This is a genomic window from Streptomyces sp. NPDC126497, from assembly GCF_040302425.1.
Lineage (GTDB): Bacteria > Actinomycetota > Actinomycetes > Streptomycetales > Streptomycetaceae > Streptomyces.
The window spans coordinates 190,476-216,968 of record NZ_JBEORT010000001.1 but is presented as its reverse complement, the minus strand read 5'-3'; the positions used below and the strand labels follow the sequence as shown (position 1 = coordinate 216,968).

General features: G+C 72.4%; 26 protein-coding genes. 3 read left to right on the top strand and 23 right to left on the bottom strand.

All coding sequences use genetic code 11. From position 1 onward, the window contains the following. Positions 1–325: 325 nt before the first annotated feature. A complete protein-coding gene (locus ABTY20_RS00890) occupies positions 326–1,600 on the top strand; it encodes a tyrosine-type recombinase/integrase (protein ID WP_351994872.1) in 1,275 nt (424 codons plus the stop codon). Positions 1,601–1,801: 201 nt separating this feature from the next. Here ABTY20_RS00890 and ABTY20_RS00885 read toward each other — a convergent pair whose 3' ends face one another. The 12 genes from ABTY20_RS00885 to ABTY20_RS00830 all read right to left on the bottom strand — a co-directional run bounded on the left by ABTY20_RS00885 (position 1,802) and on the right by ABTY20_RS00830 (position 12,628). Beyond that, entirely contained in the window at positions 1,802–2,617 is an 816-nt protein-coding gene (locus ABTY20_RS00885) for a histidinol-phosphatase (RefSeq protein ID WP_351994871.1), read from the bottom strand. Between the two features lie 4 nt (positions 2,618–2,621). Continuing rightward, the gene (locus ABTY20_RS00880) at positions 2,622–3,410 is read right to left on the bottom strand and encodes an SDR family NAD(P)-dependent oxidoreductase (RefSeq protein WP_351994870.1); all 789 of its coding nucleotides are present in this window, start codon (positions 3,408–3,410) and stop codon (positions 2,622–2,624) included. Continuing rightward, complete coding sequence (locus ABTY20_RS00875; RefSeq protein ID WP_351994869.1) at positions 3,407–4,408, bottom strand: nucleoside-diphosphate kinase; 1,002 nt, start codon at positions 4,406–4,408, stop codon at positions 3,407–3,409. The genes ABTY20_RS00880 and ABTY20_RS00875 overlap by 4 nt, the downstream gene beginning before the upstream one ends. After that, complete coding sequence (locus tag ABTY20_RS00870; RefSeq protein ID WP_351994868.1) at positions 4,405–5,595, bottom strand: methionine adenosyltransferase; 1,191 nt, start codon at positions 5,593–5,595, stop codon at positions 4,405–4,407. The genes ABTY20_RS00875 and ABTY20_RS00870 overlap by 4 nt, the downstream gene beginning before the upstream one ends. Positions 5,596–5,644: 49 nt before the next feature. Then, positions 5,645–6,661, bottom strand: coding sequence for an NAD-dependent epimerase/dehydratase family protein (locus ABTY20_RS00865; RefSeq protein WP_351994867.1), 1,017 nt, complete (start codon positions 6,659–6,661; stop codon positions 5,645–5,647). After that, positions 6,658–7,104, bottom strand: coding sequence for a type II toxin-antitoxin system RatA family toxin (locus ABTY20_RS00860; protein ID WP_351994866.1), 447 nt, complete (start codon positions 7,102–7,104; stop codon positions 6,658–6,660). Before ABTY20_RS00860 ends, ABTY20_RS00865 begins: the two co-directional genes overlap by 4 nt. Positions 7,105–7,171: 67 nt before the next feature. Further along, a complete protein-coding gene (locus tag ABTY20_RS00855) occupies positions 7,172–8,341 on the bottom strand; it encodes an acyl-CoA dehydrogenase family protein (protein WP_351994865.1) in 1,170 nt (389 codons plus the stop codon). Positions 8,342–8,563: 222 nt separating this feature from the next. Then, positions 8,564–9,217 carry an HAD family hydrolase gene (locus ABTY20_RS00850; RefSeq protein ID WP_351994864.1) on the bottom strand — a complete coding sequence of 218 codons (654 nt, stop codon included), beginning with the start codon at positions 9,215–9,217 and terminating at the stop codon, positions 8,564–8,566. A gap of 44 nt (positions 9,218–9,261) precedes the next feature. Then, complete coding sequence (locus ABTY20_RS00845; RefSeq protein WP_351994863.1) at positions 9,262–10,047, bottom strand: ABC transporter permease; 786 nt, start codon at positions 10,045–10,047, stop codon at positions 9,262–9,264. Further along, the gene (locus ABTY20_RS00840) at positions 10,040–11,041 is read right to left on the bottom strand and encodes an ABC transporter ATP-binding protein (protein WP_351994862.1); all 1,002 of its coding nucleotides are present in this window, start codon (positions 11,039–11,041) and stop codon (positions 10,040–10,042) included. The genes ABTY20_RS00845 and ABTY20_RS00840 overlap by 8 nt, the downstream gene beginning before the upstream one ends. Next, entirely contained in the window at positions 11,031–11,591 is a 561-nt protein-coding gene (locus ABTY20_RS00835) for a hypothetical protein (protein ID WP_351994861.1), read from the bottom strand. Before ABTY20_RS00835 ends, ABTY20_RS00840 begins: the two co-directional genes overlap by 11 nt. Next, positions 11,588–12,628: a hypothetical protein gene (locus ABTY20_RS00830; RefSeq protein WP_351994860.1), complete on the bottom strand. Its 1,041-nt coding sequence runs from the start codon at positions 12,626–12,628 to the stop codon at positions 11,588–11,590. Before ABTY20_RS00830 ends, ABTY20_RS00835 begins: the two co-directional genes overlap by 4 nt. A 239-nt stretch (positions 12,629–12,867) precedes the next feature. Here ABTY20_RS00830 and ABTY20_RS00825 point away from each other — a divergent pair, with 239 nt between their 5' ends. Together ABTY20_RS00825 and ABTY20_RS00820 are read left to right on the top strand one after the other, a co-directional pair. Beyond that, positions 12,868–14,142 carry an aspartate aminotransferase family protein gene (locus tag ABTY20_RS00825; RefSeq protein WP_351994859.1) on the top strand — a complete coding sequence of 425 codons (1,275 nt, stop codon included), beginning with the start codon at positions 12,868–12,870 and terminating at the stop codon, positions 14,140–14,142. 64 nt (positions 14,143–14,206) lie between these two features. Beyond that, the gene (locus ABTY20_RS00820; RefSeq protein WP_351994858.1) at positions 14,207–15,133 is read left to right on the top strand and encodes a class I SAM-dependent methyltransferase; all 927 of its coding nucleotides are present in this window, start codon (positions 14,207–14,209) and stop codon (positions 15,131–15,133) included. Positions 15,134–15,162: 29 nt separating this feature from the next. Here ABTY20_RS00820 and ABTY20_RS00815 read toward each other — a convergent pair whose 3' ends face one another. The 11 genes from ABTY20_RS00815 to ABTY20_RS00765 all read right to left on the bottom strand — a co-directional run bounded on the left by ABTY20_RS00815 (position 15,163) and on the right by ABTY20_RS00765 (position 26,110). Next, positions 15,163–15,891 carry a helix-turn-helix domain-containing protein gene (locus ABTY20_RS00815; protein ID WP_351994857.1) on the bottom strand — a complete coding sequence of 243 codons (729 nt, stop codon included), beginning with the start codon at positions 15,889–15,891 and terminating at the stop codon, positions 15,163–15,165. A gap of 98 nt (positions 15,892–15,989) precedes the next feature. Next, positions 15,990–17,276 carry a DegT/DnrJ/EryC1/StrS family aminotransferase gene (locus ABTY20_RS00810; RefSeq protein ID WP_351994856.1) on the bottom strand — a complete coding sequence of 429 codons (1,287 nt, stop codon included), beginning with the start codon at positions 17,274–17,276 and terminating at the stop codon, positions 15,990–15,992. Next, positions 17,273–17,800 (bottom strand): P-loop NTPase family protein, encoded by a 528-nt coding sequence (locus ABTY20_RS00805; protein ID WP_351994855.1) that lies wholly within the window; start codon positions 17,798–17,800, stop codon positions 17,273–17,275. Before ABTY20_RS00805 ends, ABTY20_RS00810 begins: the two co-directional genes overlap by 4 nt. Next, positions 17,797–18,768 carry a phosphoenolpyruvate carboxykinase (ATP) gene (locus tag ABTY20_RS00800; RefSeq protein ID WP_351994854.1) on the bottom strand — a complete coding sequence of 324 codons (972 nt, stop codon included), beginning with the start codon at positions 18,766–18,768 and terminating at the stop codon, positions 17,797–17,799. Before ABTY20_RS00800 ends, ABTY20_RS00805 begins: the two co-directional genes overlap by 4 nt. Continuing rightward, positions 18,765–19,799: a phosphotransferase enzyme family protein gene (locus ABTY20_RS00795; protein WP_351994853.1), complete on the bottom strand. Its 1,035-nt coding sequence runs from the start codon at positions 19,797–19,799 to the stop codon at positions 18,765–18,767. The genes ABTY20_RS00800 and ABTY20_RS00795 overlap by 4 nt, the downstream gene beginning before the upstream one ends. Then, a complete protein-coding gene (locus ABTY20_RS00790; RefSeq protein ID WP_351994852.1) occupies positions 19,792–20,904 on the bottom strand; it encodes an inositol-3-phosphate synthase in 1,113 nt (370 codons plus the stop codon). The genes ABTY20_RS00795 and ABTY20_RS00790 overlap by 8 nt, the downstream gene beginning before the upstream one ends. Before the next feature lie 505 nt (positions 20,905–21,409). Beyond that, positions 21,410–22,189, bottom strand: a complete 780-nt coding sequence (locus tag ABTY20_RS00785) for an SDR family NAD(P)-dependent oxidoreductase (protein WP_351994851.1) — start codon at positions 22,187–22,189, stop codon at positions 21,410–21,412. Positions 22,190–22,213: 24 nt separating this feature from the next. Continuing rightward, on the bottom strand, positions 22,214–22,696 hold the full coding sequence (locus ABTY20_RS00780) for an NUDIX hydrolase (protein WP_351994850.1): 483 nt from the start codon (positions 22,694–22,696) through the stop codon (positions 22,214–22,216). Further along, positions 22,693–23,787 carry a hypothetical protein gene (locus ABTY20_RS00775; RefSeq protein WP_351994849.1) on the bottom strand — a complete coding sequence of 365 codons (1,095 nt, stop codon included), beginning with the start codon at positions 23,785–23,787 and terminating at the stop codon, positions 22,693–22,695. The genes ABTY20_RS00780 and ABTY20_RS00775 overlap by 4 nt, the downstream gene beginning before the upstream one ends. 710 nt (positions 23,788–24,497) lie before the next feature. Continuing rightward, positions 24,498–25,751 carry an RNA polymerase sigma factor gene (locus tag ABTY20_RS00770; RefSeq protein WP_351994848.1) on the bottom strand — a complete coding sequence of 418 codons (1,254 nt, stop codon included), beginning with the start codon at positions 25,749–25,751 and terminating at the stop codon, positions 24,498–24,500. Beyond that, complete coding sequence (locus ABTY20_RS00765; RefSeq protein WP_351994847.1) at positions 25,748–26,110, bottom strand: YciI family protein; 363 nt, start codon at positions 26,108–26,110, stop codon at positions 25,748–25,750. The genes ABTY20_RS00770 and ABTY20_RS00765 overlap by 4 nt, the downstream gene beginning before the upstream one ends. Between the last annotated feature and the right edge of the window lie 383 nt (positions 26,111–26,493).

The window sequence follows — 26,493 nt, the reverse complement described above, 5'->3', positions numbered from 1 at the left end:
ATTCCAGCCGAACCAAATAGAAGAACTTTTGGCGAAATACCCCCCTCCGAACTCTCGGAAGATGCCAGCGAATCCTCGGCGAGGGCTCGTCGAATCCTCGCAGACGTGTGAGCGAGGATTCTCCGAGTGAGATCTTCCCCACCACTCCACACCCTTTTCCACAAAGACCCCAAGAATACGTTTGACATTTTCGGATCACCTGGATCAGGATCCCATTAACTCGGGAGGCGATGAACGGGAACGCGATCTCGCCGTCGATGACGCCCCCTGAGACGGGAACCCACAAAGAGACTTCAAGGCCCGCCGGAAAACAGGAGTTGAGTCCATGCCGTACGACCGCTGGCACAAGTCGCGTCCGAAAGCCGGAGAGTCGGCCTGCCGAGAGCACGGCAAGGTTCCGACGGCGGATCACGGGGTCGGCAAGCGGTGGCAGGCCCGTTGGCGCAACCGGGAAGGTGTCCAACAGACAGAGCTGTTCCGCACCGAGGCCGAAGCCCGCAGGCACGAGACCAAGATGCGGTCCGGGGTGGACGACGGGTCGTACATCAACCCCCGCGCAGGAGAGATCAGGGTCTCTGAACTCGCCCTCACCTGGCTCAAGGGACACGAGCACAAGAATCCGCGCACGTACCGCCGCCACAAGGAGCGGGTTCAGCTGCACATCATCCCTACCGCCGTCGGGAAGATGCGGGTGAAGGACGTGAAGCCGTCGTCACTGCTGAACTGGCTGCACGATCGCCGGCGACTGCTCGGAAGTTCTACGCTGCGCCTGGTCTTCGACAACCTTCGGGCCATATTCGACCTGGCGGTGGACGACAGCCTGATAGCCAAGAATCCCTGCCTGGCCAAATCAGTACAGGATGCCAAGCCGAAGCGAGGAGACGGCGGCCGGGCAGAGCTGACCCTGTCATGGGAAGACACCGAGAAGATCCGTGCCGAACTTCCCGACCGCTACAAGGCACTCGTCGACTGCGGTCGCGGCCTGGGCCTTCGCCAAGGAGAAATATTCGGCCTGTCGCCGGAAGACATCGACTGGACGCATTCGGACGGCCCGATGGTGCATGTACAACGACAAGTAGTCCACGACGGCTCGTTCCTGGTATACGCCCTCCCCAAAGGGGGAGACGCCGAGGACCCGAAGGACCGGTGGGTCGAGCTGACCGAGGACGTGGCCATCCCCCTGCGCGAACACATGGAGAAATACCCACCCGTCGAGGTGACCCGACCGTGGGGCCACAAGGACGGTGCCCCGGTCACAGTGCAGCTGATCTTCTACACGCGGGAGAAGACCGCCATTCAGTCGAACTGGTTCAACTCCTACCGCTGGAAGCCCGCCCTGGCAGCAGCCGGCCTCATCAAGCCCCTTGACCCCGACGCGAAGGGGCGGCGCTGGGAGAAGTCCCGCGACATGATGATGCATGCCCTGCGACACCTGTACGCGTCGATGATGATCAACGGCGGGGTAGACGTGTACACGCTCGCGGACCGGCTCGGACATGCCGATCCCGCGTTCACTCTCCGTAAGTACGTGCACCGGATCGTGGGAGCCGGTTCCAAGATCCGCATCGCGGTCCGGAGCGCCTACGCGAGGGCCGCCTGACACCCGCACTGGTCGGCTTGTGCAGCATTCGTGCAAGATGATCTTCAGAAGGCTCGTTTAGGCAGGTCAGAGAGACTGTAGAGGAGTTCCGGGACATCTGAGGGTCCTCGGGAAGGACGCCGCCACACCCCTTCCGGCCTGCGCGGACGCGAGGCAGGGGGGGCCGTGGCGGCGCCTTGGGGACTTCTCCGCCGGCCGGCGTCAGGCCAGGGGGAGCGTGCGGGGCACGCCCCGGCGGAACACCGTCCAGGTGCGGAAGCCGATGTCGTGCAGCACGCGCACCACGTCCGGGTACTGGTCGCAGACGCGCTCGGGGACGTGCGCGTCGGAGGCGAAGGTGAGGGGCACGCCGAAGTGGTGGGCGCGCTCCAGGAGGTCGTGCTCCGGGTACCAGCCGCCGTGCATCTTGGTGCCGCCCGAGGTGTTGACCTCCATCACGGCACCGGCGTCGCGGATCGCCCGGAGCATCTCGTCGGCCGCGGCCGGCGCGGGGACGGTCCCCAGCCGCGGGTGGTTGCCCTTGAGGGCGTCCACGTGCCCCATCACCTGGAAGAGCCCCGAGCGCGCGCACTCCGCCACCGCACGGAAGTACCGTCCCTTGACCGCGGCCAGTTCCTCCTCGCCGTCCTCGACGGTCTCCCAGCGGGTGGTGTCGAAGATGTCCCGGCCCTCGAACATGTGGACGGAGCCGATGACGTAGTCCAGCGGGTACCCGGCCAGCTCCCTGGAGTAGGGGTCCATCCGGCCCCGGAAGAAGTCCGCCTCGGTGGAGACGAGGATCTCGATGCTGCGGGCGAACTCCTCCTTCAGCGCCAGGGCCTCGGCGATGTACGAGGGGAACTCCGACTTGGGCATCGCCACCGGGGGCAGCGCGTGGTCGGCCTCCTCCGCGAACATGGGTGTGTGGTCGGACAGGCCGAGCACCTTGACGCCCTTGTCGAGCGCCGCCGTGACGTAGTCGCGCAGCGAACCGGTGGCGTGCCCGCACCGCTCGTGGTGCGTGTGGAGGTCGATCACCGTCTCACACCGCCAGGTATCCGCCGTCGACGGGCAGGTCGGTGCCGGTGATGAAGCTCGCCTCGCCGGAGAGCAGGAACGCGATCGGCGCCGCGATCTCCTCCGGATCGGCGAACCGCTTCAGCAGGAACTTCCCGCCGTGCTCGGGCGCCGCCTCGGCCGTCGCCCGGTCCAGGCCCAGGGCCTCGCGGTGGAAGCGCTCGTTGTTGGCGTTCCAGACGGTGCCCGGGCTGACCGAGTTGACGCGGATGCCGCGCGGGGCCAGTTCCTCGGCCGTGCACCGGGTGAAGCCCAGTACGGCGGACTTCCCCGTGTTGTACGTCAGGTAGCCGCGCTGTGAGATGTGCGCCGAGATCGAGGCCATGTTGACGACGGCCGCGTCGGCGTCGCGCTCCGGCAGGCCCGCCACGAACTCACGGGTGACGAGCGAGAGTCCGACGATGGTCGGGTCGAGCGCGGCGTGCCAGTCCTCGGCGGTCGCCTCCAGCCCCTTGAAGACGAACCCGGCAGCCAGGTTGACCAGCAGTGTCGGCCGGTCCCAGCCGTCCGGGAGGTCCGCGAAGGCGGCCTTGACGGCCGCGGTGTCCATGACGTCGCCCACCGCGAGCCGGACCTCGTACCCCTCGGCCGTCCACTTCTCGACCGCGGCCCGGCCGTGCTCCGCGCTCCTGTCGTAGACCAGGACCCGGCAGCCCTCGGAGCACAGGCGCTCGACGACCGCGGCTCCGATGCCCTGCGCGCCGCCGGTCACCATCGCGGTGCGTCCGGCGAGTCCTCGTGCCCGGCCCCTCATCCTGCCAGCTCCTTCGTGGTGGTCCATCGTCCGACGAGGCGGACGGCCTCGTCGCGGTCCAGGTTCTCGGTGGCTCCGTGCGGGGACAGCGTCCGCCCGGTGCCGTCGGTGACGTCCGGGTCGGTGGCGAGCGCGGCCACCGCGTCCAGGTCCACGCCCGCCCGGACCAGGGCCCGGCCGAAGGGGGTGCCGTCCAGGCCGTCGCCGTCCCCGGCGGTGAAGTACCGCCAGTTCTGGAACATGCCCTCCAGGTGCCCCGCGGACAGGTGCACGGCGTTGCGCCCCTCCGAGAGCTCGATGCCGTGCTCGCGGGCGAGGGCCCCGAGGGCGCCCCGCAGCGATCCGGGTGCGGCGTGGAACGGGTGCAGCGCGCCGAGCACCTCGTCGCGCAGCTCCGCCACGGGTCGCGCGCTGTGGCACTCCAGCAGGCCGACCGAGGCGTCCGGGGTGCGGTATCCCTGGTCCAGGGCCGGCAGGAAGCCGTTGAGGACCACCGTCGGCCGGCCGCCCACCTCGGTGACGGAGGCGTACGAGCCGGAGCCGAGCTTGTTGATGCCCGCCTCCCGGCAGCGGTCCTCCAGCGCGCGCGGCGACAGGCCGCCGTGCGCCATCGCCACGTAGGCCGGGAGGACGTCGCGGACGCCCGCCTCCTCCCGCAGGGCGTCGAGTTCGTGACGGGCGCCGGAGGTCAGCGCGGCGACGCCGTCGACGGCCACCCGGTGCAGGCGGGGATAGTGCAGCAGCAGACCGCCACGGGTGGCGAAGTCCGCGGCCGGGACCACCGCGCAGCGCAGGACGGACACTCCCTGGCGGCCGAGTGCCTCCACCGCCGCCTCCGCCATGTCGGCGGCGTGCGGGGCGGTCATGACCTCGGGCTTGATCACGACGGCGACATGGCTGCCGCCGTCGGGCGCCGGCGCCTGCGGCCGGCCGCTGTCGGCGCGGCGCCGGGTGGCCGGCGCCGCGGCCGACAGGGCGCGTACCTCCTCGGGTGTCACCACAGGGTGATGCCCGTCTCTATCAGTTCCGCCGTCAGGTCGCCGGAGCTCGCGACCGTCTTCTCCACCAGCTCCTTCAGCGCGGTCTCGTCCGCGTCGGGGGAGGTGACGACGACCTCGTCCGGGGCCTCCAGCGGGGCTTCCTTGGAGGTGAAGATGTGCACCTGCGAGGGGCCGCCGAACCGCTCGTGGACCTCGCGGGCCAGACGCATGGCCATCACGTTGTAGATCTTCCCGGTGTGGTCGAGCGGGTTCTTGCCGGCGGGCGCCTCGATGCTCATCGGGCGCATCGGGGTGATGAGGCCGTTGACGCGGTTGCCGCGGCCGACGACACCGACGTCGCCGGTGTCGGCGACGGAGCCGATCGCGGTGAGGTACGGGCGGCCGTTGCGGTCGGTGGCGTTCATCAGCATCTGCACGTCCTGGATGCCGAGCGAGGCCACGTACGCCTCCAGCTCCTGCTGGATGACGGACTTGCGGGCCCAGTACTGGTCCATCGTCTCGATGTCGGCCGCGAGGAACGGCATGTTGACGACGAGGCTGAACGTGTCCCGGCGGCGGCTGCCGAAGACCTTGACGTCCCAGCCGGTGTCGGCGTGGCGCTTCTTGAAGTCGGCGCCGTTGATGAGGTTCTCCAGGCCGAGCACCACCGTCTCCAGGCGCGACAGCGGCGCGTAGCCGTGCAGCAGGTTGGTGTCGTTGGAGACGAGACCGGGGGCGCGCAGCGGCACCAGGTCGGCCGCGGAGGCCGGCTGGTAGCGCGAGACGCCGCGGCCCGAGCCCTGGTGGTCGACGATGCCGAGCTCGACCACCAGGTGACGCTCGGGATCGAAACCGGTGGTGACCTCGGAGAGGACGTCGGCGGCGGCACGGAACATGATGTCGTGCACCGGTATCTCGGTGGAGCCGACGCGGTAGGCGCCCTTGCCGAACACCTTGACGCGGTACGGGGCGGTGATCTCGCCCCGCCCGAAGTCGACGTCGGCGCCGCCGCCGTACAGCGTGACCTTGTCGAACCAGTGGTGGGCGACGCCGCCGAACTCCTTCAGGCAGTGCTGGGAGTAGTAGCGGGACATGCGCTCCGCCATGGCGTCGCACATGGTGTCGGGGTGGCCGACGCCCTTGCGCTCGACGAGCTCGTAGGGGAGGTCCTCGACGGTGCGGGAGTCTCGTTCGATCGACAGCATGGCCATCTCTTCTCGGGTGATGAGGGGGAGGTGGGAGAACGGGGGGCGGTCAGGCGCGCCAGGGGCGCGGTACCCGGCGGGCGGATGCCTCGTGGGTGTCGGCCCAGCGCCGGATCGACCGGTACAGCACGTCCCGCGTGTCGGGGACCCGGACGGTGACGTCGAAGGGGTCGGTCACCGACAGGTAGCCCTGGTAGGCGCGGAAGGCGGTCACCTTCAGCAACTGCGCCCGGTCCAGGTACTCCTCGGCGAACGGCAGGTAGAAGCGGTTCCACTGCTGGGGCGTCACGTACGGCAGCCGGTCCAGCGGGGTCACGTCGTGCTCGGCGCGCCAGTCGTTCAGGGCCTCGAGGACGGTGTCGAAGGCGTCGCCGACCCGCTGGGCGCCGTCGCCCCGGCCGAGCACCGACAGCCGGTGCCCCCGCGGCGGACCGGAGTCGAGCAGCCGGGTCACGTGCTCGGCGACGTCGTCGGTGCTGACCATGTCCAGCAGGCCCTTCTCCTCCGCGACGAGCGCGGGCACGGCGCCGTTGCACATCGCGGCGGGCAGCCAGAAGAAGCCGCTGTAGCGGTCGAGCGCGCCGTCCGCCCGGGAACCCATGACGATCGGGAAGCGCACGATGTCGGCGCCGTCCCGCTCGGCGTGGACGATCCGCTCGGCATGCGCCTTGGACCACTCGTAGGAGTTGCGGTAGGCGTCGCGCGAGGGTGAGGTGATGTCGCCCTCGAGGCCCGTGACGAAGGACGAGGACAGGTGGACGAAGTGGGTCTCGGGGCCGGCCAGGGAGAGCACCGCGCGCAACGGCACGACGTTGGCGTCCTCGGCGTCCTCGTCGGGGAGGTTCCAGCGGGTGTCGGCGGCGCAGTGGACGACGGTGTCCCAGGGGCCGCGCAGCTCCCGCGGCGGCTCCTGCGTGCCGATGTGCCAGGCGGAGTGGTGCTCCCCCTCGCCGCCGCGGCGGCTGACACCGTGCGGTGCGTGGCCGGCCGCCCGCAGCGCGCGCATGACGGCGCTGCCGACGGCTCCCGTGGCGCCGGTGACCAGGATCCTCGCGGGCACGGTCACGAGACCGCCGTGATCCGCCGCTCGATGGCGTGCAGCATGTGCTCGGCGTTCTCCCGCAGTGCCTTGGTGGCGACCGGGTTGAGCATGTCGGCGAGGAGCGGGATGCCTATCTCGAAGTCGACGACGAAGGTGACGACCGAGGTGCCGTCGCCGGTGTCCTCGACGCGCCAGTACCCGTTGAAGACGTCGAGGTCCCCGGAGACCTGGTCGAAGGACATGACCCTCGCGTCGTGGTCGAGCGTGTCGGCCTCGACCCACTCCAGGACCGATCCCTTGAGCAGGACGGACCACTCACTGGTACGGGCCCCGGTGTCGGTCTCGCCGATCACGGTGACCGACTCGACGTTCTCCATGTAGGCGGCGTAGTCCTCGAGGCGGGTGACGGCCGTCCAGGCCTCGGCCGCCGGGGCCTTGATCGGCAGGTTGACCTCGACATGCGGCATGGTGGTGTGTCTCCTTGTGTGGTGCCCGGGGAGGGTTTCCGTGGCGTCCGGCGGCAGCGGCGGGGCGTCAGTCGGCCGGGTCGAAGGTGATCTCACGCCCTGTTCCGAAGCTGCCGACGACCTCGTCGCAGACCAGGAGGGACGGCGGGTGGTGGTGGGCGGCGAGCGAGTCGAGCGCGAGCGCGGCCGCCTGCTGTCCGCGTCCGTAGAGGCGGCTGCCGACGACCGGGGTGAGGAGGGACACCACCCGGTCGCGGGTGTCGCTGAGGGTGGCGCGCAGGCCCACCGCGGCGGCCATGGCCGCCGCTCCGTCCAGGGTGCCGCCGTCGATGTCCGCGGCGAGCTGGCGGCAGGCGCTGCCGAGGGTCAGCAGTTCGCGGGTGGCGCGGCCGAGCAGGGCGGTGCGCGGGCCGAAACGCCGCGAGACGTTCACACCGTGGTACGCCGTGTCCAGCAGGCCGCTGAGGACGCCGTGGTACGTGGCGGTCAGCAGCACCGAGAACCAGGCCATGCCGGAGGTGACGTTCTCGTCGATGACGTCGGCGGGGCCGCGGTGGAAGACGAGCCGGTCGTCGACCTCGACGTCCCGCAGGACCAGCCGGGCGGTGTCGGACTCCCGCATGCCGAGCGTGGGCCACTCCCCCTCGGCGTCCAGTCCGGGCGAACTGCTCGGGATCAGGGCGAGGATGGTCTCGTCGGTGCCGGTGACGCGGGCCGTCAGGCAGACCAGGGTGGCCGTGGTGGCCAGCGAGCAGGGGTACTTGACGCCGCTGACGCGGTAACCCTTCCCGGTCGGGACGGCCTCGGAGCGGCTGGTCATGAAGTTGGGGCTGCCGCCGGGCTCGGCGAACGCGGACGCCACGAGGGCGCCGGAGCGTGCGATGCCCTCCAGCAGCATCCACGTGGTGTCGCGGTGCCGTCGGAAGTAGTCGACCATCAGGCCGACCGTGAAGGCGTGCATGTTCAGGGCGACCGCGGCGGAGGGGTCGAGCCTGCCGAGCGTGCGCTGCGCCGCGGCCGTCCCGGCCAGGTTCGCGCCGGCGCCGCCGAGGTCCTCGGGGATCGGCAGCGCGGCGTATCCGCCCGCGGCGAGGTCCCTGATGCGTTCGGCGCCGGTGGCTCCCTCGCGGAGCCGGGGCGGTGTCCACGCCGTGCTCCAGCCGGCGTCCAGCAGAGCCCGGTGCGGCGGCACGCCGTCGTCGGGGTGTCCTGCCGTGTTCTCGGCAGCCGTGCCCATGGTTCTCCCTTCGCCCGTCACGGACCGGCCGGCCCGGTGGCCCGCGTGCCCGGCTCGCCGTGACGGATCGACTCTAGGCAGCGCGGAGGCCGTGGTTCAGCGGGTGTTTCTTTGTGCGGAACGCGAGATCGCGCGGAGGCGGCTCCGCCGGTCGTCACGGCTTTGGCACGGGTCCTGTCCGCCGGCCGTCACCGGTCCGGCACGGGCCCTGTCCGCCCGTCGTCACAGCCCGAGCAGGGTGAAGAACGCGTCCGGCACGGGAGCACCGGGTGTCACGCGGACGGTGTCCCAGCCGAGGGCCGCGGCGGGTACGAGGTCGAGTTCGGCCGAGTCGCCCACCATCACCCGGCGCTCGAAGTCGCCCTCGCCGATCCGCCGGAACGCGCGGGCGTCGGGCTTCTTCGGGCCGCCGTCGGCGGTGAACAGTCCCCGGTCGAAGATGTCGGGCGCCCCGGCCCGGCGCAGCAGATCCCACATCAGGGTGCCGGGCAGGTAGCAGTTGGACAGGAGCCGGAGCGTGTGGCCCGCCTGGTGCGCCCGGCGCGCGGCCTCCGCGACCGGCGCGCACAGGACGTATCCGTCGGGGTCGGCGCAGCCCAGCGCCCGCCACAGGGCCCCCTCCACCGCGGCCCGCTCCCGGACGGCGCCCTGGGCGCGCAGCGCGCCCTCCATCAGGTCGAGGGTCGCGGGCTGTGAGGCGCCCGGGTCCGTCATGACCTCGTACAGGGTGCCGTACACGGTGCGCACGACGGCGCCGGCGGACCCGGTGTCCAGCCCGAGCGCGTCGGCGAGGACGACGGTGAACCGTTCCGGGCCCGGCAGCGGCCGGGACGTGACCAGGGTGTCGAAACAGTCGAAGACGACGAGCGCGGACATGGGTGTCCCTCTCTGACGGCGTCCCGGATCCGGCGGCGCAGGGCTCAGGACCAGGAGAGTTTGCGGTGGTCGGCCCGGAAGAAGACGAGGGTGACGGCGGTGAGGCCGGCCGTGAAGGCGCAGAGGACGCCCGCCGGCAGCAGGACGTCCGCGACCCCGCCGCCGCGCAGGACGACCTCGTTGAAGCCGCGCATCGCCCAGTAGCTGGGCACGGCGGGAGCGAAGGGCTCCGCCCAGTCCGGCATCGCCGACTGGGGGGTCAGGGCGCCGCCGAGTCCCGCGAAGACCAGGGCCAGGATGTTGGCGATGACGCTGAGCTGGGAGATCGTGCGGCACAGCGCGACCAGCGCCATGCCCACCATGACCACGCAGAGCGCCAGCGGCAGCGCCACCACCACCAGGGCGAGGGGGGAACCCGTCACCCGCAGGTCGAACAGCGCTCCCCCGACCCCGAAGATGACGGCGAGCTGGAGCACCGCGGCGGCCAGCGGCACGACGACGCGCGCGGCCAGCAGCTCGACCGGGCGGGCGGTGCTCGCGCGCAGCCGGTCCCAGGTGTTCCAGCCGTGTTCGCGGAACATGGCGAAGCCGACCACGTTCACCAGGAAGAAGAGGAACATCACCGCCATGCCGGGGACGCCCTGTTCGGCGCCGTTGGCGTCGGCGGCCTCGCCGCCGGCCCGCAGGGCGGCGCGGAACAGCGGCTGCATGAAGCCCATGATGAGCAGCGGCATGACCGTGCGGACCACCAGGGGCGCGGGGTCGCGCAGCAGCAGCCGGACGTCCTGCCGGACGAGGGCGGTGATCCGTGTCAGTGCCCCGTCACGCATGCTGTTCCGCCTCGATCCTGTCCGTGCTCGCGTGGTCTTCCCCGTCGCCGCCGTGCTGCCCTCCGGTGAGCCTCAGGAAGACGCTGTCGAGGCTGGGCCGGACGACGCGCAGGGCGGACAGCCGGGCGGCGGCGTCGCCGAGGGCGGCCAGCACCTGGGCCGTGACCAGGTGGGGCTGTTCCACCCGGACGAGGAGCGTGTCCCCCTGCCGGGTCACCGGCCAGGGCAGGTCGAGTTCGGGAGGCGCGCCGGAGAAGACCAGTTCCACGGCGCTGTCGCCGTGCCGCCGGACCAGGTCGTCGACGGAGCCGCGGGCGATGACGCGCCCCCGGTGCAGGACCGCCACGTCCGCGGCGAGGTCCTCGATCTCGGGGAGGTAGTGCGTGGAGTAGCAGACGGCGGTGCCCTGCGCGGCCAGCTCCCGCACATGGGCGACGAGGCGGGCCCGGGTCTCCACGTCGACACCCGCGGTGGGCTCGTCGAGGAGCACCAGCCGCGGCCGGTGGATCAGTGCCATCGCGGTGTGCACACGGCGCTGCTGGCCGCCGGAGAGCCGGGACGCGGGGCGGTCCATCAGCCCGGTGAGCGCGAGGGGTTCGGCGACCTCCTCGGTGCGCCGCCGGGCCTCCTTGCCGCGCAGGCCGGCCAGTTCGGCGAAGAACTGCAGGTTCTGACGTACCGTCAGGGGTGGGTAGATGCCCAGTTCCTGCGGGGCCAGGCCGAGTTCGCGGCGGGCCCGGCGCGGATGCCGCGTCACGGAGTGACCCAGTACCTCGATCTCCCCGGCGTCCGGCCGCACGAGGCCCGCGATCAGGGACATCAGCGTGGTCTTGCCCGCGCCGTTGTGTCCCAGCAGGCCCACGATCATGCCCTCGGCGATCTCCAGGTCGACGTGGTCGAGGGCGATCGTGCCGCCGTAGCTCTTGCCGGCTCCGCGCACGGAGAGGGCCGGTGGCCGGCTCCGCGCACGGACCGGCCCCGACTCAGTCGGCACGGCGCGTCCAGGCGTCCGGCAGCAGCGGGGGCAGACCGACGCGGTCCATCAGAGGCTGCCAGGTACGGGCGAGTTTGAAGCCCTTCATCATGCCGCTGCCGGACCGGACGTCGGGCAGCGGTTCGGTGTACCCGAGCTGTGCCTCGGTCTCCGCGAGGTGGTCGCGCAGCCGCTGGAGCCACGCCTCGCCGCGCTCACCGGCCGCGTCCAGCCCCTCGGCGGCGAGCGCCGTCCCGGCCTGTGCCTCCTCGGCGGGAAGACCGGCGAACGGATCGAAGGCGGCCTCGTCGTGGCCGTACATCAGCTCGCCCTCGGTGCGCAGCCCGCGGATCGACAGCGACAGCTGGATCAGGTCGTGGGCCATGAGGACGGCGACCTCGTCCTGTCCGGCGGCGACGGCGCCCTCGACGTCCTCCAGGCGGGCCCGGCAGCCCAGGAGGAGACGGGCGGCGCCGTGGCCGCGGAAGGTGAGCAGCCGCCGGAGGTCGGCGGACGCGTCGGCGGGGCCGGTGGCCGTGTCGCCGGTCACGGTCGTGGGGGAATGCGTCACGCGGGAACCTCCGGAGCCGGGTGGGCGACACCGAGCCACACCATGTTGTGCGTGAAGAGCGGAAGAAGATCCTCGGGGGGCGCGGCGCCGGCCGGCCCCGACCAGACGACGCCGTCGCCGTCGGCGGCCGGCAGGCCGAGCCGCCGTACTTCCAGGGCCCGCAGCTGCCAGCGGTCCACGACCGTGCGGTCGTCCAGTTCCATGGTCCCGGCGCCGGTGGCCCAGCGCAGCACGGTGTGCAGCGTCCCGGCGGGTCCGACGAGGCGTTCGACGGCGTCGAGGCAGAACGGCACCCGCTCGCGGGGATCGGCGGGCGTCAGGACGGTGCGCAGCAGCCGCAGGTTCTCGTGGTCGCCGAGCGCCTTCAGCTTCTCGCCCGCCCACTTGGCGGCGAAGTACAGTTCCCCGCCGTCGGCCGCACGGGCGTTCAGCGCGGCGACGACCGCCTCGCGGGCCCGGACCGCGGCCGTCTGCGGCTTGGCGTCGAGCAGCCAGCGGGCGGCCTGGGCGAGCCGGTGCGCCTCGACCACCCACCACTCCCGCAGGACTTCCGCGAGCCACGGCCCGCGCAGCCCCGCGTGCCAGACGTCCCAGGGCTCGACGACCGCGAGGGGCAGTCCGAGGGCGAGCCGGGAGACGGTGCTGAGGGTACGGCGCCGGTGGTTCCAGGCGTCCTCGGTGACGCTCTCGAAGCGCGGCCACGGCTCGGCGGTCAGCGCGGCGGCACTCGCCCGGACGGTGCTCGCCCGGCGGATGCCGATGTCGATCAGCGTGCCGTGCTCGTGGGACTGGATGGGGAAGCGCTTGAGGTTCTCGTTCTCGACGAGCACCAGGAGATCGAGGTCGCTGCGCACGTTGCCGAAGCCCGCGAGCACCGACCCGGCGACGACCGCGAGGGCCGGCGTCCCCATGCCCTGGTCGGCCTCCTTGAGCACGGCGTCCCTGCTCAGTCCCCGCAGGTCGAGGAAGGCGGCGAGGCGCCTCTCCAGGACATCCGGTCCGGGGAACGCCGCAGCGCCCGGGGAAGTGGTCTCCATGCGTCGGTGCACCTTTCGGATACGGACGGCGAGGATGATCACCCTGTCAAGGGCGTCGTCCGGGTTCAACGCGTGTTCCGGCAGCCGGAACACCGCTTCACAGGGACGCGCGCGGCGGGCTAGAACCGTGTCCCGACAGCTGCGGACCGTCCGCCCCGCCGACCGGCGGCACTCCCGTGAGGGGCACCGCGTCGTGCGGTCCGCGATCCGCCGGACCACGGAAGGGGACGGCTGCGCACATGACCGCGAACACCGGCGACAGGACGGCCCGGGAGGCGCTCACCGCCATCCGGCGGCACCTCTCGCCGCAACTGGCCCTCGTCTACGGCATGAACGGCTCGGGCGCCGTCGAGGCGCGGGGCGAGGGCGCGCGGATGCACCTCTCCGACGGCCGCACCGCGCTCGACTTCGGCAGTTACGCGGTGACGCTGCTGGGTCAGCGCCACCCGGCCGTGGTGGCGGCGGTGCGTGACGAGCTGGACGCGATGCCGGTGTCCAGCCGGGTCCTGGGCAACCGGGCCACCGCGGCGCTCGCCGCGGCGCTGGCCGGCTGGGCCGACCCGGGCCGCCTGACGAAGGTGTGGCTGGGGCTGAACGGCGGCGACGCGGTGGAGGCGGCGCTGAAACTGGCCCGCCGGGCCACCGGCCGCCGGCGGGTGATCGCGGTCGAGGGCGCCTACCACGGCAAGTCCATGGGCGCGCTGGCCGCGACCTGGAACGCCCGCTACCGCGAGTCCCTGGAGCCGCTCCTCGGCGGGGTGACCCACATTCCCGCGGACGTCTCCGCGGTACCCGGCGCCTTCGAGGGCGAGGAGGTCGCCGCCGTCCTGTTCGAGCCCGTGCAGGGCGAGGGCGGCGTACGGCCCCTGGACCCCGCGTTCCTGAGGGCCCTGGCCGACGCGGCCCGCGCCCACGGTGCGTTCGTCATCGCCGACGAGGTGCAGACCGGGCTGCGCCGCTGCGGCCCTCGCCTGGTCGGCACCGACCTCGGTCTCGAGCCGGACGCCGTACTGCTCGGCAAGGCGCTGGGCGGTGGGGTGCAGCCGGTGTCCGCCGTGGTGGCGACGCCGGAGCTGTACGCGCCGCTCGCCGCGGACCCCTTCGCGCACACGACCACGTTCTCCGGGCACCCGCTCGGTGCCGCGGCCGGTGTGGCGGCGCTGCGGGTGGTGGAGGAACTCGCCCCGCGCGGCGCACGCCTGGCGGAGGTCCTCGGCTCCGGCCTGACCCGGCTGGCGGAGCGCCACGCCGGTCTGGTCACCGCGGTGCGCGGACAGGGCCTCCTGTGGGGCGTCGAGTTCGCGACGCGGGCCGCCGCCGGCGAGGTCCTGATGGAGCTCGGCCGCCGGGGCCTGGTCGTCTCGCCCTGTCTGGGCCGGCCGGAGGTGCTGCGGCTGCTGCCGCCGCTGGTCGCCACGGACGAGGACGCCGAGGAGGCACTCGCCCTGCTGGACGCCGTCTACTCGGCGGTGCCCGACGAGTTCCGGACGCCGGCCGCCGCGGCCCGGCCCTGACCGTCCGGCGCCCCGCCCCACGACCGTCCGGGCCGGGACCCGGCAGCAACGCAAGGAGGACGAGATGAGCACGGAACCCGGCGCCCCGGCCGGAACCCGGGACACACCGCAGACACAGGCGGCGCCCGACCAGACCGGCGTCCAGTACCGCTACCACCGCGACCTGTTCCCCGCGCTGCACGACTGGGAGAACACCGAGCGGGCCATCGTGGAGTTCACCGGCGAGCAGGGGCCCGACGGGCTCCTGGGCCTGGACCAGATGGGTCACTTCGGCCCCCAGGGCTGCGACGTCGTGGTCGGCGCCGTCGTCGCCCGCCTGGGCTCCGGCCGTGCGGTGGACCTGTGCGAGCTGGGCAGCGGTTTCGGCGGCGCGCTGCGCTACACCGTGGACAGGCTCGCCGCCGCGGGCGTCGAGGTGCGGCGCTCCTACGGTGTCGACCTCGTCGCCGAGCACTGCGAGGTCAGCGCCCGGATCAGCCGCGCACAGGGCCGCACCACGATGACGGAGCTGTGCGCCTCGGCCACCGCCGTGCCCCTCCCCGCCGCCTCGCTCGACCTGGTGCTGGTCACGGGCTCGATGCCGCACTTCCCCGACCCGGGCGCCGTACTGCGCGAGGCGGCGCGGCTGCTGCGGCCCGGCGGGCTGCTGGTGCTCACCGAGGAGGTGAGCCTCACGCCGGACGGCGGGGAGCCCTCGGAGGCGTTCCGCGCGATCCATCCGCGCGGCGTCTTCTTCACCACGTCGCTGACCGACCGGACGGACCAGCTGGCCCGGGCCGGTTTCGGCGACGTGGAGCGCAAGGACCTGACCGACTGGGCCGTGGCACTGCTCGCCGACCGGCTGAAGGTGGTGCGCATCTTCCGCGGGAGCGTCGCGAACATCTACGGGGGAGCCTCGGCGGACCTCATCCGGGACACCCTGACCGCGGCCCGGGAGGAGTACCTCGCGGGCAGGCTGCTGCCCACGCTGTTCGTGGCCGGGAAGCCGTAGCCGGGAAGAACGGCGGGTGCCGTACGCCGTCAGGAGGCGGTCAGCAGTTCGGGATTGCGCTGCAGGGCGCGGGAGACGGCGGCGCACGCGGCCTTGAGGTGCGCGGCCGCCAGGCCCACGTGGAACCCGGTCTGCGGCCCCGCGACCGCCAGTGCCCCGGCGACCGCGCCGGATGCCGTCAGCACCGGGGCGGCGACACCGACCACGCCGGGCACGCCGCGGACGGCCGCGAAGCCCTGATGCCGCACGCGGGCCGACTCGACCTCCCGGACGCGCGCGCCCCGGCCGGCCGCTGTGTCGTCCTCGGCGCCGAAGGCACGGAACACCCTCGTCGCGGCCCGGTCGGAGGCCCGGGTCTCCTCCGTGCCCAGTCCGCGGCCGGGTTCGTGGGCGCGCCGTACGGCGTCCACCAGGACGGCGTCCGCACCGGTGGGGTCGGCGATGAAGACGAACGCGCTGCCGTGGGTGAGCCGGTGCAGTTGTTCCGCGTGCGGGAAGGCGATGTCGCGGAGCATGAGCTGGCGGGGCACCCGGGCCCCCAGCATGAACAGGCCCATGCCGAGTCTGAGTCCCTTCTCCCCTCGCTCCAGCATGCCCTCCTTGACGAGCTCGGTGATGATGCGGTGGGCCGTCGCCTTGGGCATGTCGGCCCGGCGGGCGATCTCGGAGAGCGGGAGTTCCGGCTCGCCGGACCGGAAGGCGCGGAGGACGCCGAGACCGCGCGCGAGCATGGAGCGGGAGCTGTTATCGACGGACAAAGGGATGACCTCCATGGCGGGGCGGAACGGTGGTGCGGTGCCGGCCCGGTACGCGACGGGGCGTACCGGGCCGACGCGGGCTCCGGGAGGGGGAGCCGCTACGCGGCGAGGGCGCCGGCGGCGTGCCGGTCGCGCAGTTCCTCGGCGTGGGTGACGACCTTGCGGATGCCTTCGGCCCAGGCGTCCATCAGGTCGGGGCGCTCGTCGGAGTACGTGGGCAGCCGCAGCGCGCGGGCGATGTAGGCGTCGACGCCCGGGAACTCGTCGCCCCGGTACACGCGGTAGGTGTTGTCCCCGGGGTGGTACGTGCCGGGGTGCCAGGACGGGCTGCGGAAGGCGGCCTCGCGGTGCAGCGGGGGCGAGGTGGGCCGGGTCAGCGGGACGCCCTCGGCCCTGACGGCGGCCGTGAAGACGTCGACGGGCAGGCCGCCGAGCTCCTCGGCGACGTAGAGGGGCTGGTAGCTGACGTAGTGGGCGACGCGGTCGACGTGCCGCTGTCGCACCGGCGGGGTGATGCCGGGGATGTCGTCCAGGAGGGCGCCGAGCCGGCCGTAGTTCCGCTCGCGTCCGGTCAGCACGGTGTCGAGCCGGGCGAGGGCGCCCCGGGCGAGGGCCGCGCCGACCGGGTGGATGCGGTAGTTGAGGCCGAAGCCGGTCCGGCCGTAGGCGCCGTACTCGTCGCTGGTGACGTCCTCCTCGCCGCGGTCGATGCAGTGACCGAGCATCACCGCGCGCTCGTAGATCCTGCGGTCGTCGGTGACGAGGACGCCCCCCTCGCCCGCCGTGACCTGCTTCTTGGCCTGGAGGCTGAAGGCGGCGACATCGCCGTGGCGGCCGACCGGCCGGCCCGAGCACTCCGCTCCGTGCGCCTGGGAGCAGTCCTCGACGACCGCGAGGCCGTGTTCGCGGGCGAAGGCGGTGATGCGCTCCATGTCGGCGGGGAAGCCCATGAGGTGGGTGACCACGACGGCCTTCGTGCGCGGCGTGAGGTGGGCGGCGAGCCCGTCGGGGTCGAGGATCCCGGTGTCGGGGTCCACGTCGGCGAGGACGGGAACGCCGTTGCAGGTGAAGACCGGCATGGCGGTGGCGAGGAAGGTGTAGGCCGGGGCGATGACCTCGTCGCCGGGGCGCAGATCCAGGCCGAAGAAGGCCGAGTGCAGGGCGGACGTGCCCGAGTTGACGGCGAGGGCGTGGGCGGCGCCGAGGCGCTCCCGGTAGCCGTTCTCCAGGGCCTGGACCTCGCCCTCGCTGCCGTTGTAGGTGATCTCACCGCGTCGCAGCATCGCGGTGACCGCTCCGATGTCCTCCTCGGTGATGTTCGGCCACTTGGGCCGCTCGGCCGGGGTCAGCAGGGGCTCTCCGCCGAGGAGCGCGAGTCGCGTCATGCCCGTTCCTTACTGAGTAGTTCTCGGATGTCGTGCGGGGTCCGCAACCGCAGGCAGGGCACGGAGCGGGCCTGCATGCGGGCGAACAGTTCGGTGTTGGTGCGCCGGACCACGGGGAACTCCCGGTGGGCCCAGAGCACGAGCTGCAGGGCGCTGCCGGGGCGTTCGCGGTTGCCGTTCCACAGTTCCTCCCGCGTGCGCAGCCGTCGTACGGTGCGACGCAGCAGCCGGGCCGTGGTGGTCCCGCGGGGCGGGTCGACCCAGACGACGGTGTCGGCGAGTTCCTCGAGGACCGGGTGGGCCGCGTCGTACTGCCCGTCGGCGATCCAGCCGTCGGTGCGGTCCAGGGCGGCGACGTCGGCGAGGAACTCGTCCTCGGGACGCCGCTGCCAGCCCGACGCCCAGAACATGGCGTCCAGCTCGTAGTGGGGCAGGCCCCGGGCCTCGGCGAGGGCGCGGGCGACGGTGCTCTTGCCCGCGCCCGAGGGGCCGACCACCCACACCCGGCTACCGGTCGTGCTCACGTTCCTCGCCCTTCTTCCCCTGCCGGGGGTGGTACGGGGACGGCTCCGTCCAGGAGCCGGGTCAGCGCGGCGGTTCCGTCGTGCAGGGCGGAGAAGTCCTGCCGGAGTTCGACGCCGGGCACCCGCGCCGCCAGGCGGGCGAGGAGGTCCTGCCGGACCGCCGGCGGGACGGGGGCGAAGAACGGCAGCAGGAAGTCGGCGTGCTTGACCACGGTGGGCAGTTCGTTGGCCGTGAGCCGGGCCAGGGTCTCCTCCGGGCCGAGGGGCACGACACCGGGTTCGGGGTGGAACCGGGGGAAGACCAGGACCCCGACCGGCGCCTCGGCCAGCAGCTCAGGGCCGCCCGCGAGGTCGCGCAGTTCCGCCGGGTGGAGCAGGCGGTCGGTGTCGCCGGGCAGTCCGACGGCGGCGAAGGTGTCCCCGCGCACGGAGACCCGACGGGGCCAGCCCCGTCCGGTCCAGCCGCCGGCGTCCGCGCGGACGGAGACGTCGTCGTTGCCGACGAAGCGGAGCCCGTGACGCAGGGCGGACAGGACGGTGGAGGTCTTCCCCGCCCGTTTAGCGCCCAGCACGAGCGCGCCGTGCCCGTCGTCCCGGGCCACCAGCCCGGCGTGCAGGAAGACCTCCGGTTCCTCCGCGTGCATCAGCCGCAGCAGGATGCGGGTGAACCGGACCAGGTTGTGCCGCAGGAAGGAGCGCGGCATCGCCGGGTCGAACAGCACCTCGCGGGCCGTTCCGTCGTACCAGAGCCGGGTGGGGGGTTCGGTGGCGCTGGTGATGACCACCTCCTCCCCCGGCGGCCGCCTGCGGTCCGCGGTCCCGATCCGCCAGCGGGCGTCGTCGGGGCCGCCGGGCCCGGGGGCGACCCGGACGTAGGGGCCGAGCAGCTCCCGGACGTACGCGGCCGCGTCGCGGCTCACGTCCAACGCCACCGCGTGCCCCGGGGTGCGGCACACGTACCGCGTCATCGCGGTGTCCCCTGCGGAGCTGTGGCGATGATGTCGGAGAGGACGCCGCGGACCGCGCCGGCGCCCTCGGCCCGCCAGCCGAGATACCACTCCAGGATGCCCGGGGCGCGCCGCGCGACCTGCCGGAGGTAGTCGGGCGACGGGACGAAGTTCAGCTCCAGCACCGGGATGAGGGAGCCGAGTTCGTCCGGTGTGAGCGGCTCGCGCGCCGTCGCGGCGGCGAGGACCGCCCGGGCCCGGTCCGGCAGGACCTGGAAGCTGCCGCGGGCCCTGCGGGGCAGGAACAGCAGCGCCCGTGCCACGTCGTAGACGCGGGAGCGCAGCTGCAGCGCGTCCCAGTCGAGGACGCAGGCCAGCTCCCCGCTGTCGGAGTACAGCAGGTTGGAGCCCGCGACCTCGCCGTGGGTGAGGACCTCGGGGAGGTCCCCGTACCCGGCGAGTTCGGTGCGGGCCCGGCGCAGCACCGCCGCGTAGGCGCGCCGGGCGTGGGCGCGCACGGCGGCGCTCACGTACGGGGCGGCTATCTCGTCGACCTCGTCCAGCGCCGCGTGCGGGGGCCGCTCGGTGGTGAGCCAGAACTCCAGGTTGCGGGTGGAGCTCTGGCCGTCCGCGGGCAGCCCGTCGACCGGGACGCGGTGCAGTGCCGCCAGGAAGGCACCGGCCTGTTCGATGTCGCCCGGCCGGCCCGAGTCGAAGGGCCGGCCCTCCCGCCAGGGCCGCAGTTGCCAGACGGAGCCGTCGTGGACGGCCGAGCTGCCTCCCTCCGCCGTCGGCACGGGAACCGCGACCGGGATGCCGGCGGCGGTCAGCCGGGGCAGGGCGGCGTGCTCGAAGGCCGTCCACTGCGGGGCGACGTCCCGCCCCAGCCGCTTGAGCGCGTACTCCCCCCGCGAAGTGGTCACGCGCCACACGCTGTTGACGCTCTCCCGGTTCAGTGACCACGCCCGGTGGGTACCGAGGCCGTAGCTCCGGTCGAGGACGCGGGCCACGGCGGGGTCGCGATCGGGCAGCCAGGAGGCGGGGTCAGGCATTCCCGTCGACCGCCTGCAGCGCGTGGTGCTCGCCGGCCTTGCGCACGAAGGCCTGGAAGTCGTGCAGTGCCTCGGATTCCTTGGCCCCCGTCTTCGGGCTCTTGAACAGGAAGGCGCAGACGGGGTCGATGACGCCGACCATGCCCTGGCGGGAGGCGCTGTACGCGGTGCGGACGGCGTTGGCCAGCACCGCGGCGGCATTGGGGCTGTCCTCGACCTCCAGGCGTACCTCCATGTGCACGGGGGCGCCGATGATGCTCTCGCCCTCGATGCGCAGGAAGCACACCTTGCGGTCGCCGAGGTGCTTGACGAAGCCGTTGGGGCCCGCGGCGACCTCGCGGGAGTCGATGCCGGCGTTGGCGAGGGCCTTGCGCTTGGAGACCTGCTTCGAGCGGGACCTGGCCGGGTCGGAGAGGTTCAGGAAGTCGGTGTTGCCGCCGACGTTGAGCTGGTAGTTGTCCTTGACCTCGACACCGCGGCTCTGGAAGAGCTCGATCAGGGCGGTGTGCAGGGTGGTGGCACCGAGGTGGCTGCGCAGGTCGTCACCGAGGAGGGGGGCGCCGTGCTCGGTGAACAGGGCCACCAGCTCGGGGTCGTTGGCGACGGGCTCGGGGGTGGCGTTGACGAAGCCCGCGCCCGCCTCGGCGGCGGCCCTGGCGTACGTCTGGACGGCCTCGGTCGAGCCGGTGGGCAGCAGGCAGACCACGACGTCGGGTCGTGCGGCGGCCAGGGCGGCGGCCAGCGACTCCGGGGTCGCGACGGCGGTGGCGGGATGGGCCTCGACGGCGTCGACGAGCGCGCCGTCGAGGCCGTCGAGCAGCGGGCCGGCCTGGACGGTGACGCCCAGGTGCGGCACGTCCACGTGGCGGACGGCGGCGGTGCGCCCCGCGTACACGGCCTCCGAGAGGTCCTGGCCCACCTTCAGGGCGTCGACGTCGAAGGCCGCGACGAACTCCACGTCGCCGAGACGGTGACCGCCGATGTATTCGTGCATCACGCCGTTGGAGGGGCCGGGCCGCTCCCGGTCCAGGACCACGGACTGCACGAAACTGGAGGCGCAGGAGCCGACGCCGGCCAGCGCGACCCTGATCACGTTGTTACTCAATGTATTCCTCCGGACGTATACCTGACGATCGTCAGGGATTACTCGGCGTACTGGGGCATCTCACGCGGCGTCGAGGCATCTCACTCGGCCGAGGATCGGTGCGGACAGTGGATCCGGTCCAGCAATGTCCGCCCGGTTTCGGCAAACGTATATCAATGGACTCCATTTATCCACCAGGAGAATCCAAAGAAATGTGAGGGCATCTCTCCGGCACGTGCGACGGCGATATCTCCACACGCGCCTCATCGCGCGTCGTGCCGAATTCGGGCACCTCACGCACGCCCCGGGAAAGCGCGGAGAAAGGGAGCGTAAATGGGCGCCACGGATCGCCCGTAAACCTTCGGGAAAAGAAAGGAGGGTTTACGGCGGGTGCGGGTCCACCAGATCATCGGCGCCGGGCGAACGGCGCCGGACAAGGGAACGGGGCGGCAGCTCCTTTCGGACGGAGCAGCCCCGCCTCACGACTGCCGTCGTGCCGTGGAGGCCCTCGCACGGCACGACGGCGTCACGTCACGGTGAGCCCGGCATCGACCATGAGGTTCTCACCGGTGATGAAACCGGCCTCCGAGGAGAGCAGGAAGGCGACGGCGGAGGCGATCTCCTCCGGGTCGGCGGTGCGGTGCAGCATGTGCCGGCCGCCGATGTCCGGACGGGCGTCCGCCTCCTCGCGCGACACTCCGTACTTCTCCCGGTAGCGGCGCGCGAGGTTGTCGCTCCAGACCGTTCCCGGGCTCACCGCGTTCACCCGGATTCCGGCCCCGGCCAGGTCGGTGGCCATGCACCGGGTCATGCCGATGATGGCGGCCTTGGTGGCGCTGTAGGTGACGGACCGGGGCTGCGCGATGTGCGCGGAGATCGAGGAGACGTTGACGACGCTGCCGCCGCCGGCGGCCTCCATCAGGGGCGCGCTGTGTTTGACCATCAGGGCGTGGCCCATGATGTTGACGTCCGTGACGCGCCGCCACTCCTCCACGGTGGCCTCGATCCCGCGCGTGATGAACGCGGCGGCGCAGTTCACGAGGAGTTCGACACCGCCGAACGCGGTCCGTGTCGCCTCCACCGCGGCCACCACGTCGCCCTCGTCGGAGATGTCGCCGCGCACGAAGCCGACGTGCTCACCGCCCGGGCGCCGTGCCAGTTCCGCGACCGCCGACTTCCCGAACTCTTCGTTCGTGTCCATGATCATGACGCGGGCGCCCTCCTCGACGAGGCGCTCGGCGACCGCCCTGCCGATCCCCTGGGCGCCGCCGGTCACCAGGGCGGGCCGTCCTCGCAGTCCCTTCACGTGCTGGTCCCTCCGGTTCCGTGCTCAGCTGCCGACGACATCGGGCTCGGCGGGGGCGCCGTCGGTGAGCACGGCGCGCAGCCGGGGTGCCAGATCGGCGGGCACCAGCCGGTCCGTGGCGGCGTCCAGCTCGTCCAGCGTCCACCACCGGTGACCGGAGACCGTGTCGATCTCCCCCTGGCTGAAGCCGCTGGTGTCGACGGAGAAGTGGGAGACGCGGCAGAGGTAGAACCGCTCGCGGCAGTCGTAGGTGTTGCCGCCCCAGGAGGCGACGGCCTCCCGGTACCAGATCTGGGGGCCGATCTCGAACTCCGTGCGTCCGGTCTCCTCCTCGACCTCCCGGCGCAGGGCGTCCTCGGGGGACTCCCCCTCCTTGATGCCACCGCCCACCGGGTACCAGAAGGTCTCGCCGTTGGCGTCGTCCACGCTGGAGAACAACAGGAGTCTGTCGTCCTCGTCCAGCAGCACGGCCCGGGCGCTGTAACGGATCTGCGGGGTGGTGGTCACGAGGGGTCTCCTGTCTTCTCGGTACCGGCGCGCGGGGCGAGCCAGGCCGCCAGAACGTCGCTCCTGTAGGTGGCCGGTGTCCACGTGGCGTGCCGGGCGGGCACGGCGGCGACCAGTTCGCCGAGCCGGCCCTTGACGTCACCGGCCGGTTCGGGGCTCGCGTCCGCGGACAGCCACCGGCCGCGGTACGCCGTGTCGGGTACGAGGATGTGCTCGGCCAGGGCGGACACGGCCTCCCCCTCGGCGACCGGGCCGGACAGGGGCTGGGGGGCGCCGGTGTTCTCGAGCAGCACCAGCGTGTCGATCCGCGTGGAGGCCAGGAACTCGACACCGGCCAGACGCCGCATCTCCCCGTTGCTGAGCGAGATCTTGCCCTTGGGGTCCGGCCTGCGGACGGCCGCCTCACCGTGTCTGATCAGTCCGTCCTTCTCGCCGGGCTCGATACCGAGACCGGCCGCCGCTTCCCGGGTGAGGCGGGTGGACAGCGGCAGACCGACCACGACCCGTTCCGGGCCGTCGGCCAGCAGCAGGCACCGGTCGGTGGCGACGCAGTAGCCGCCCGCGCGGGCGAGCTGGACGGCGGCCGAGGTCTTGCCGGCGCCGGAGGGACCGGCGAGGACCACCCCGGTGCCGTCGGGCAGGACGGCCGCCGCGCCGTGCAGCATGAGCGCGCCGCGGTCGACGAAGTGCTCGCGCACCAGTTCCCGCATGGTGCGGGTGACGACGAGGCCCAGCTCGTGCTCGTGCGCGGCGACGATCTCCCAGGTGAGGAAGTCGGTGGTGATCAGGGCGTGCGGGAACTCGTGCCCCTCCTGCGAGACGAGGACGAACGCCCCGTCCTCGTTCCGGTGGCAGCCGTACCACCAGCCGGCGTAGGACTCACGACGCTCGGTCGCCGGTCTCGCGGTCAGCTCCGCGAGTCGCGACGGGGAGCTGACGGCTTCGATGTCGATCCGCGTGGCGGCCCGGTCCGGCTCCTCGCGGGCGAGACGGTGCTGGCTGCTGACGTAGTCGAGGACCTCGGGGTCCTCGGCCCGGACCCGTAACTCCAGGTCGTGCCAGACCGTCCGGGTCTCGCGTGGTAATCCCAAGGTGAAACGCCTCCATGACGCAGAAGAAGTGATCGTGCGGCACCGGCCTGCGGGTGCTCTATCTCCCTCGCGCACCGGAGCCGAAGGCGGTCACGATCGATCCTCCTGTGACGGATATCTCCGCAGGAGCTGCTTCTGCGCAGGAGCGCGTTCTCTTCAGCATTCCGCTTCTTTCTGTTGCGACAGACAGCGATCACCTCAGCGGATATCCACTGCGACACGTGCCTTCACGTCACGGCAATTATCGGTTTTCACTGACTGGACAGAGGACGAACCGGCCGGTAAGTTACTGACCCGTTGCCTTCCGGGTCTTGCTTGCTGACCCCATGGGGTTTAAGGACTGCTGGCGATCATCTCAAACATCATTGAAACTTTCAACGCTTCAGTTCCCTTTCGGCGAGGGCGAGCGGGGCAGTTCCTTGTACGAAGGACCACCGGCACGCCGATTCGGCCTCCTCACCCCTTCCGATAATGTGGCGCGAAATCGGCGCGGACTTGTCCGGTGTGGGCGGATACAACCTTTTCCGACCTCGGTCGAGGGGTGCCGGGCCGCCCCGGAGCCCACCTGACATGGCGCGGTTCTTGCCATGGACCGGCGGGCGGTGGGACGGGCGGCCGGCGGACCGACCGCGAGGCGCTGCCGAGCGTGAACTGGTGATCTCACTAGCCGGCCGTCGGACACCGGGCGCGGCGCACCGTGTGACGTCGTGTCAGGCGCGGGTCTCCAGGCGGTGGGCGCGGGCGGTGAGGTGGCGGCGCTCGGGGGCGCTGGTGGTGCGGCGGGCGGCTTCGCGGTAGGAGGCCGCGGCGGCCCCGTGGTCGCCGAGGAGTTCGAGGAGGTGGGCGCGGGTGGCGAGCAGCCGGTGGTGGCGGGCCGTGCGACGGTCGGCCTCCAGGGCCGTCACCAGGTCGAGTCCCGCGGCCGGGCCGTGGACCATGGCGACGGCGACCGCGCGGTTGAGGGAGACCACCGGGTTCGGCCCGAACCGTTCCAGGAGCTCGTACAGGGCGAGGATCTGGGGCCAGTCGGTGGTGCCGGTGTCCTCGGCCTCGTCGTGCACGGCCGCGATGGCGGCCTGCAGTTGGTACGGGCCGACCCGGCCGCGCGGCAGGGTCCGGCTGATCAGGTCGACGCCCTCGGCGACGAGCCGGCGGTCCCACCGGCCGCGGTCCTGTTCCGCCAGCGGCACCAGTTCCCCGGAGGGGCCGGTGCGGGCGGGGCGGCGCGCGTCGGTGAGCAGCATCAGCGCGAGGAGCCCCGCGGTCTCGGTGTCGTCGGGCACCAGGCGGTGCAGCATCCGGGTGAGCCGGATCGCCTCGGCGGAGAGTTCCGGCACGGTCAGACCGGCGCCGCCGGTGGTGGTGTACCCCTCGTTGAAGATCAGGTAGAGCACGTGCCGCACCTCGGCCAGCCGCTCGGTGAGATCGGTGCCCTCGGGCACGGTCAGGGGGATGCCGGACTCCTTGACGGTCCGCTTGGCCCGGCTGACGCGCTGGGCCATGGTCGCCTCGGGCACCAGGAAGGCGGCGGCGATCTGCGCGGTGGTCAGGCCGCCGACCGCGCGCAGGGTCAGCGCGATCCGGCCGGCCGGTGACAGCGCGGGGTGGCAGCACAGGAACAGCAGGGCCAGCGAGTCGTCCCGGTCCGCGTCGGGGACGGTGTCGGCGGCGTGGCCGAGCAGTTCGGCCTGCGGGGTGGCCAGGGCCAGGGCGTCCTCGCGGCGCCGGCGGGCGCTGTCGCTGCGGATCCGGTCGACCAGCTTGCGGGAGGCGACGGTGACCAGCCAGCCCCGGGGGTTGTCCGGGACGCCGGCCCCGGGCCACTGCAGGGCGGCGGCCAGCAGGGCTTCCTGGACGGCGTCCTCGCACGCGTCGAAGTCGCCGTGGCGGCGTACGAGCGCGCCGAGGACCTGCGGCGCCAGCTCGCGCAGCAGGTCCTCGACGGCATGGCGTGCGGCGGTCACACGTCCGCCGCGGACTCGTGCAGCACCGGCCACAGCTCGACCGGCTCCACGTCGGCGAACGGCATGTCCGCGGCGATCGCCTGCGCCCGCTCCGGGCTGTCGCAGTCCAGCAGGTAGAAGCTGGCGATGTACTCCTTGGTCTCCAGGTACGGCCCGTCGGTGACCGCCGGAACACCGTCCTCGCGGCGCACGAGCCGGGCGTTGGCCGCGTCCGCCAGGCCGTAGGCGCCGAGGAGTTCACCGCTCTCGCGGTACTTCCTGTTGAACGCCTCCTGCCTGGCGATCGCCTCCGGCCACGCCTCGGCCGGGAAGGAGTCCCACTTGGCCTGGTTGCCGTAGATCATCGCGACGTACTTCATCCCGGGTGTCCCCTCACTCCCGCGCGCCCCGTCGGCGCGCCGTCACCCCTCGGTCGGAGCGGGGAACGGGTCCTCGACATCCGACGACGACTTTCTTCGGAATTTTTTCCGCGCCGCCGTCGACCGGTCCGCACGCCGGAGCGGCGCGGACGATCAACCTACAACCCGGCGCCCCGGTTCCCGGCGCGGATGCGGGGTCCGGGTGGACCTGCCCACCCGGTTCGGGGCGGCGACGAGCGGGACCGACGCGAACCCGGTGAAGCGGGGCGGCGACGTCCGGCCCGGGAGCGGCTGCCGGCCGACGCGGGCCGTCCGGTGACCGCGGCACGATCGCCGGGACCCGGGTGCTCAGGGCGTTGTCGGTGGCGGCTGCCACACTCGGC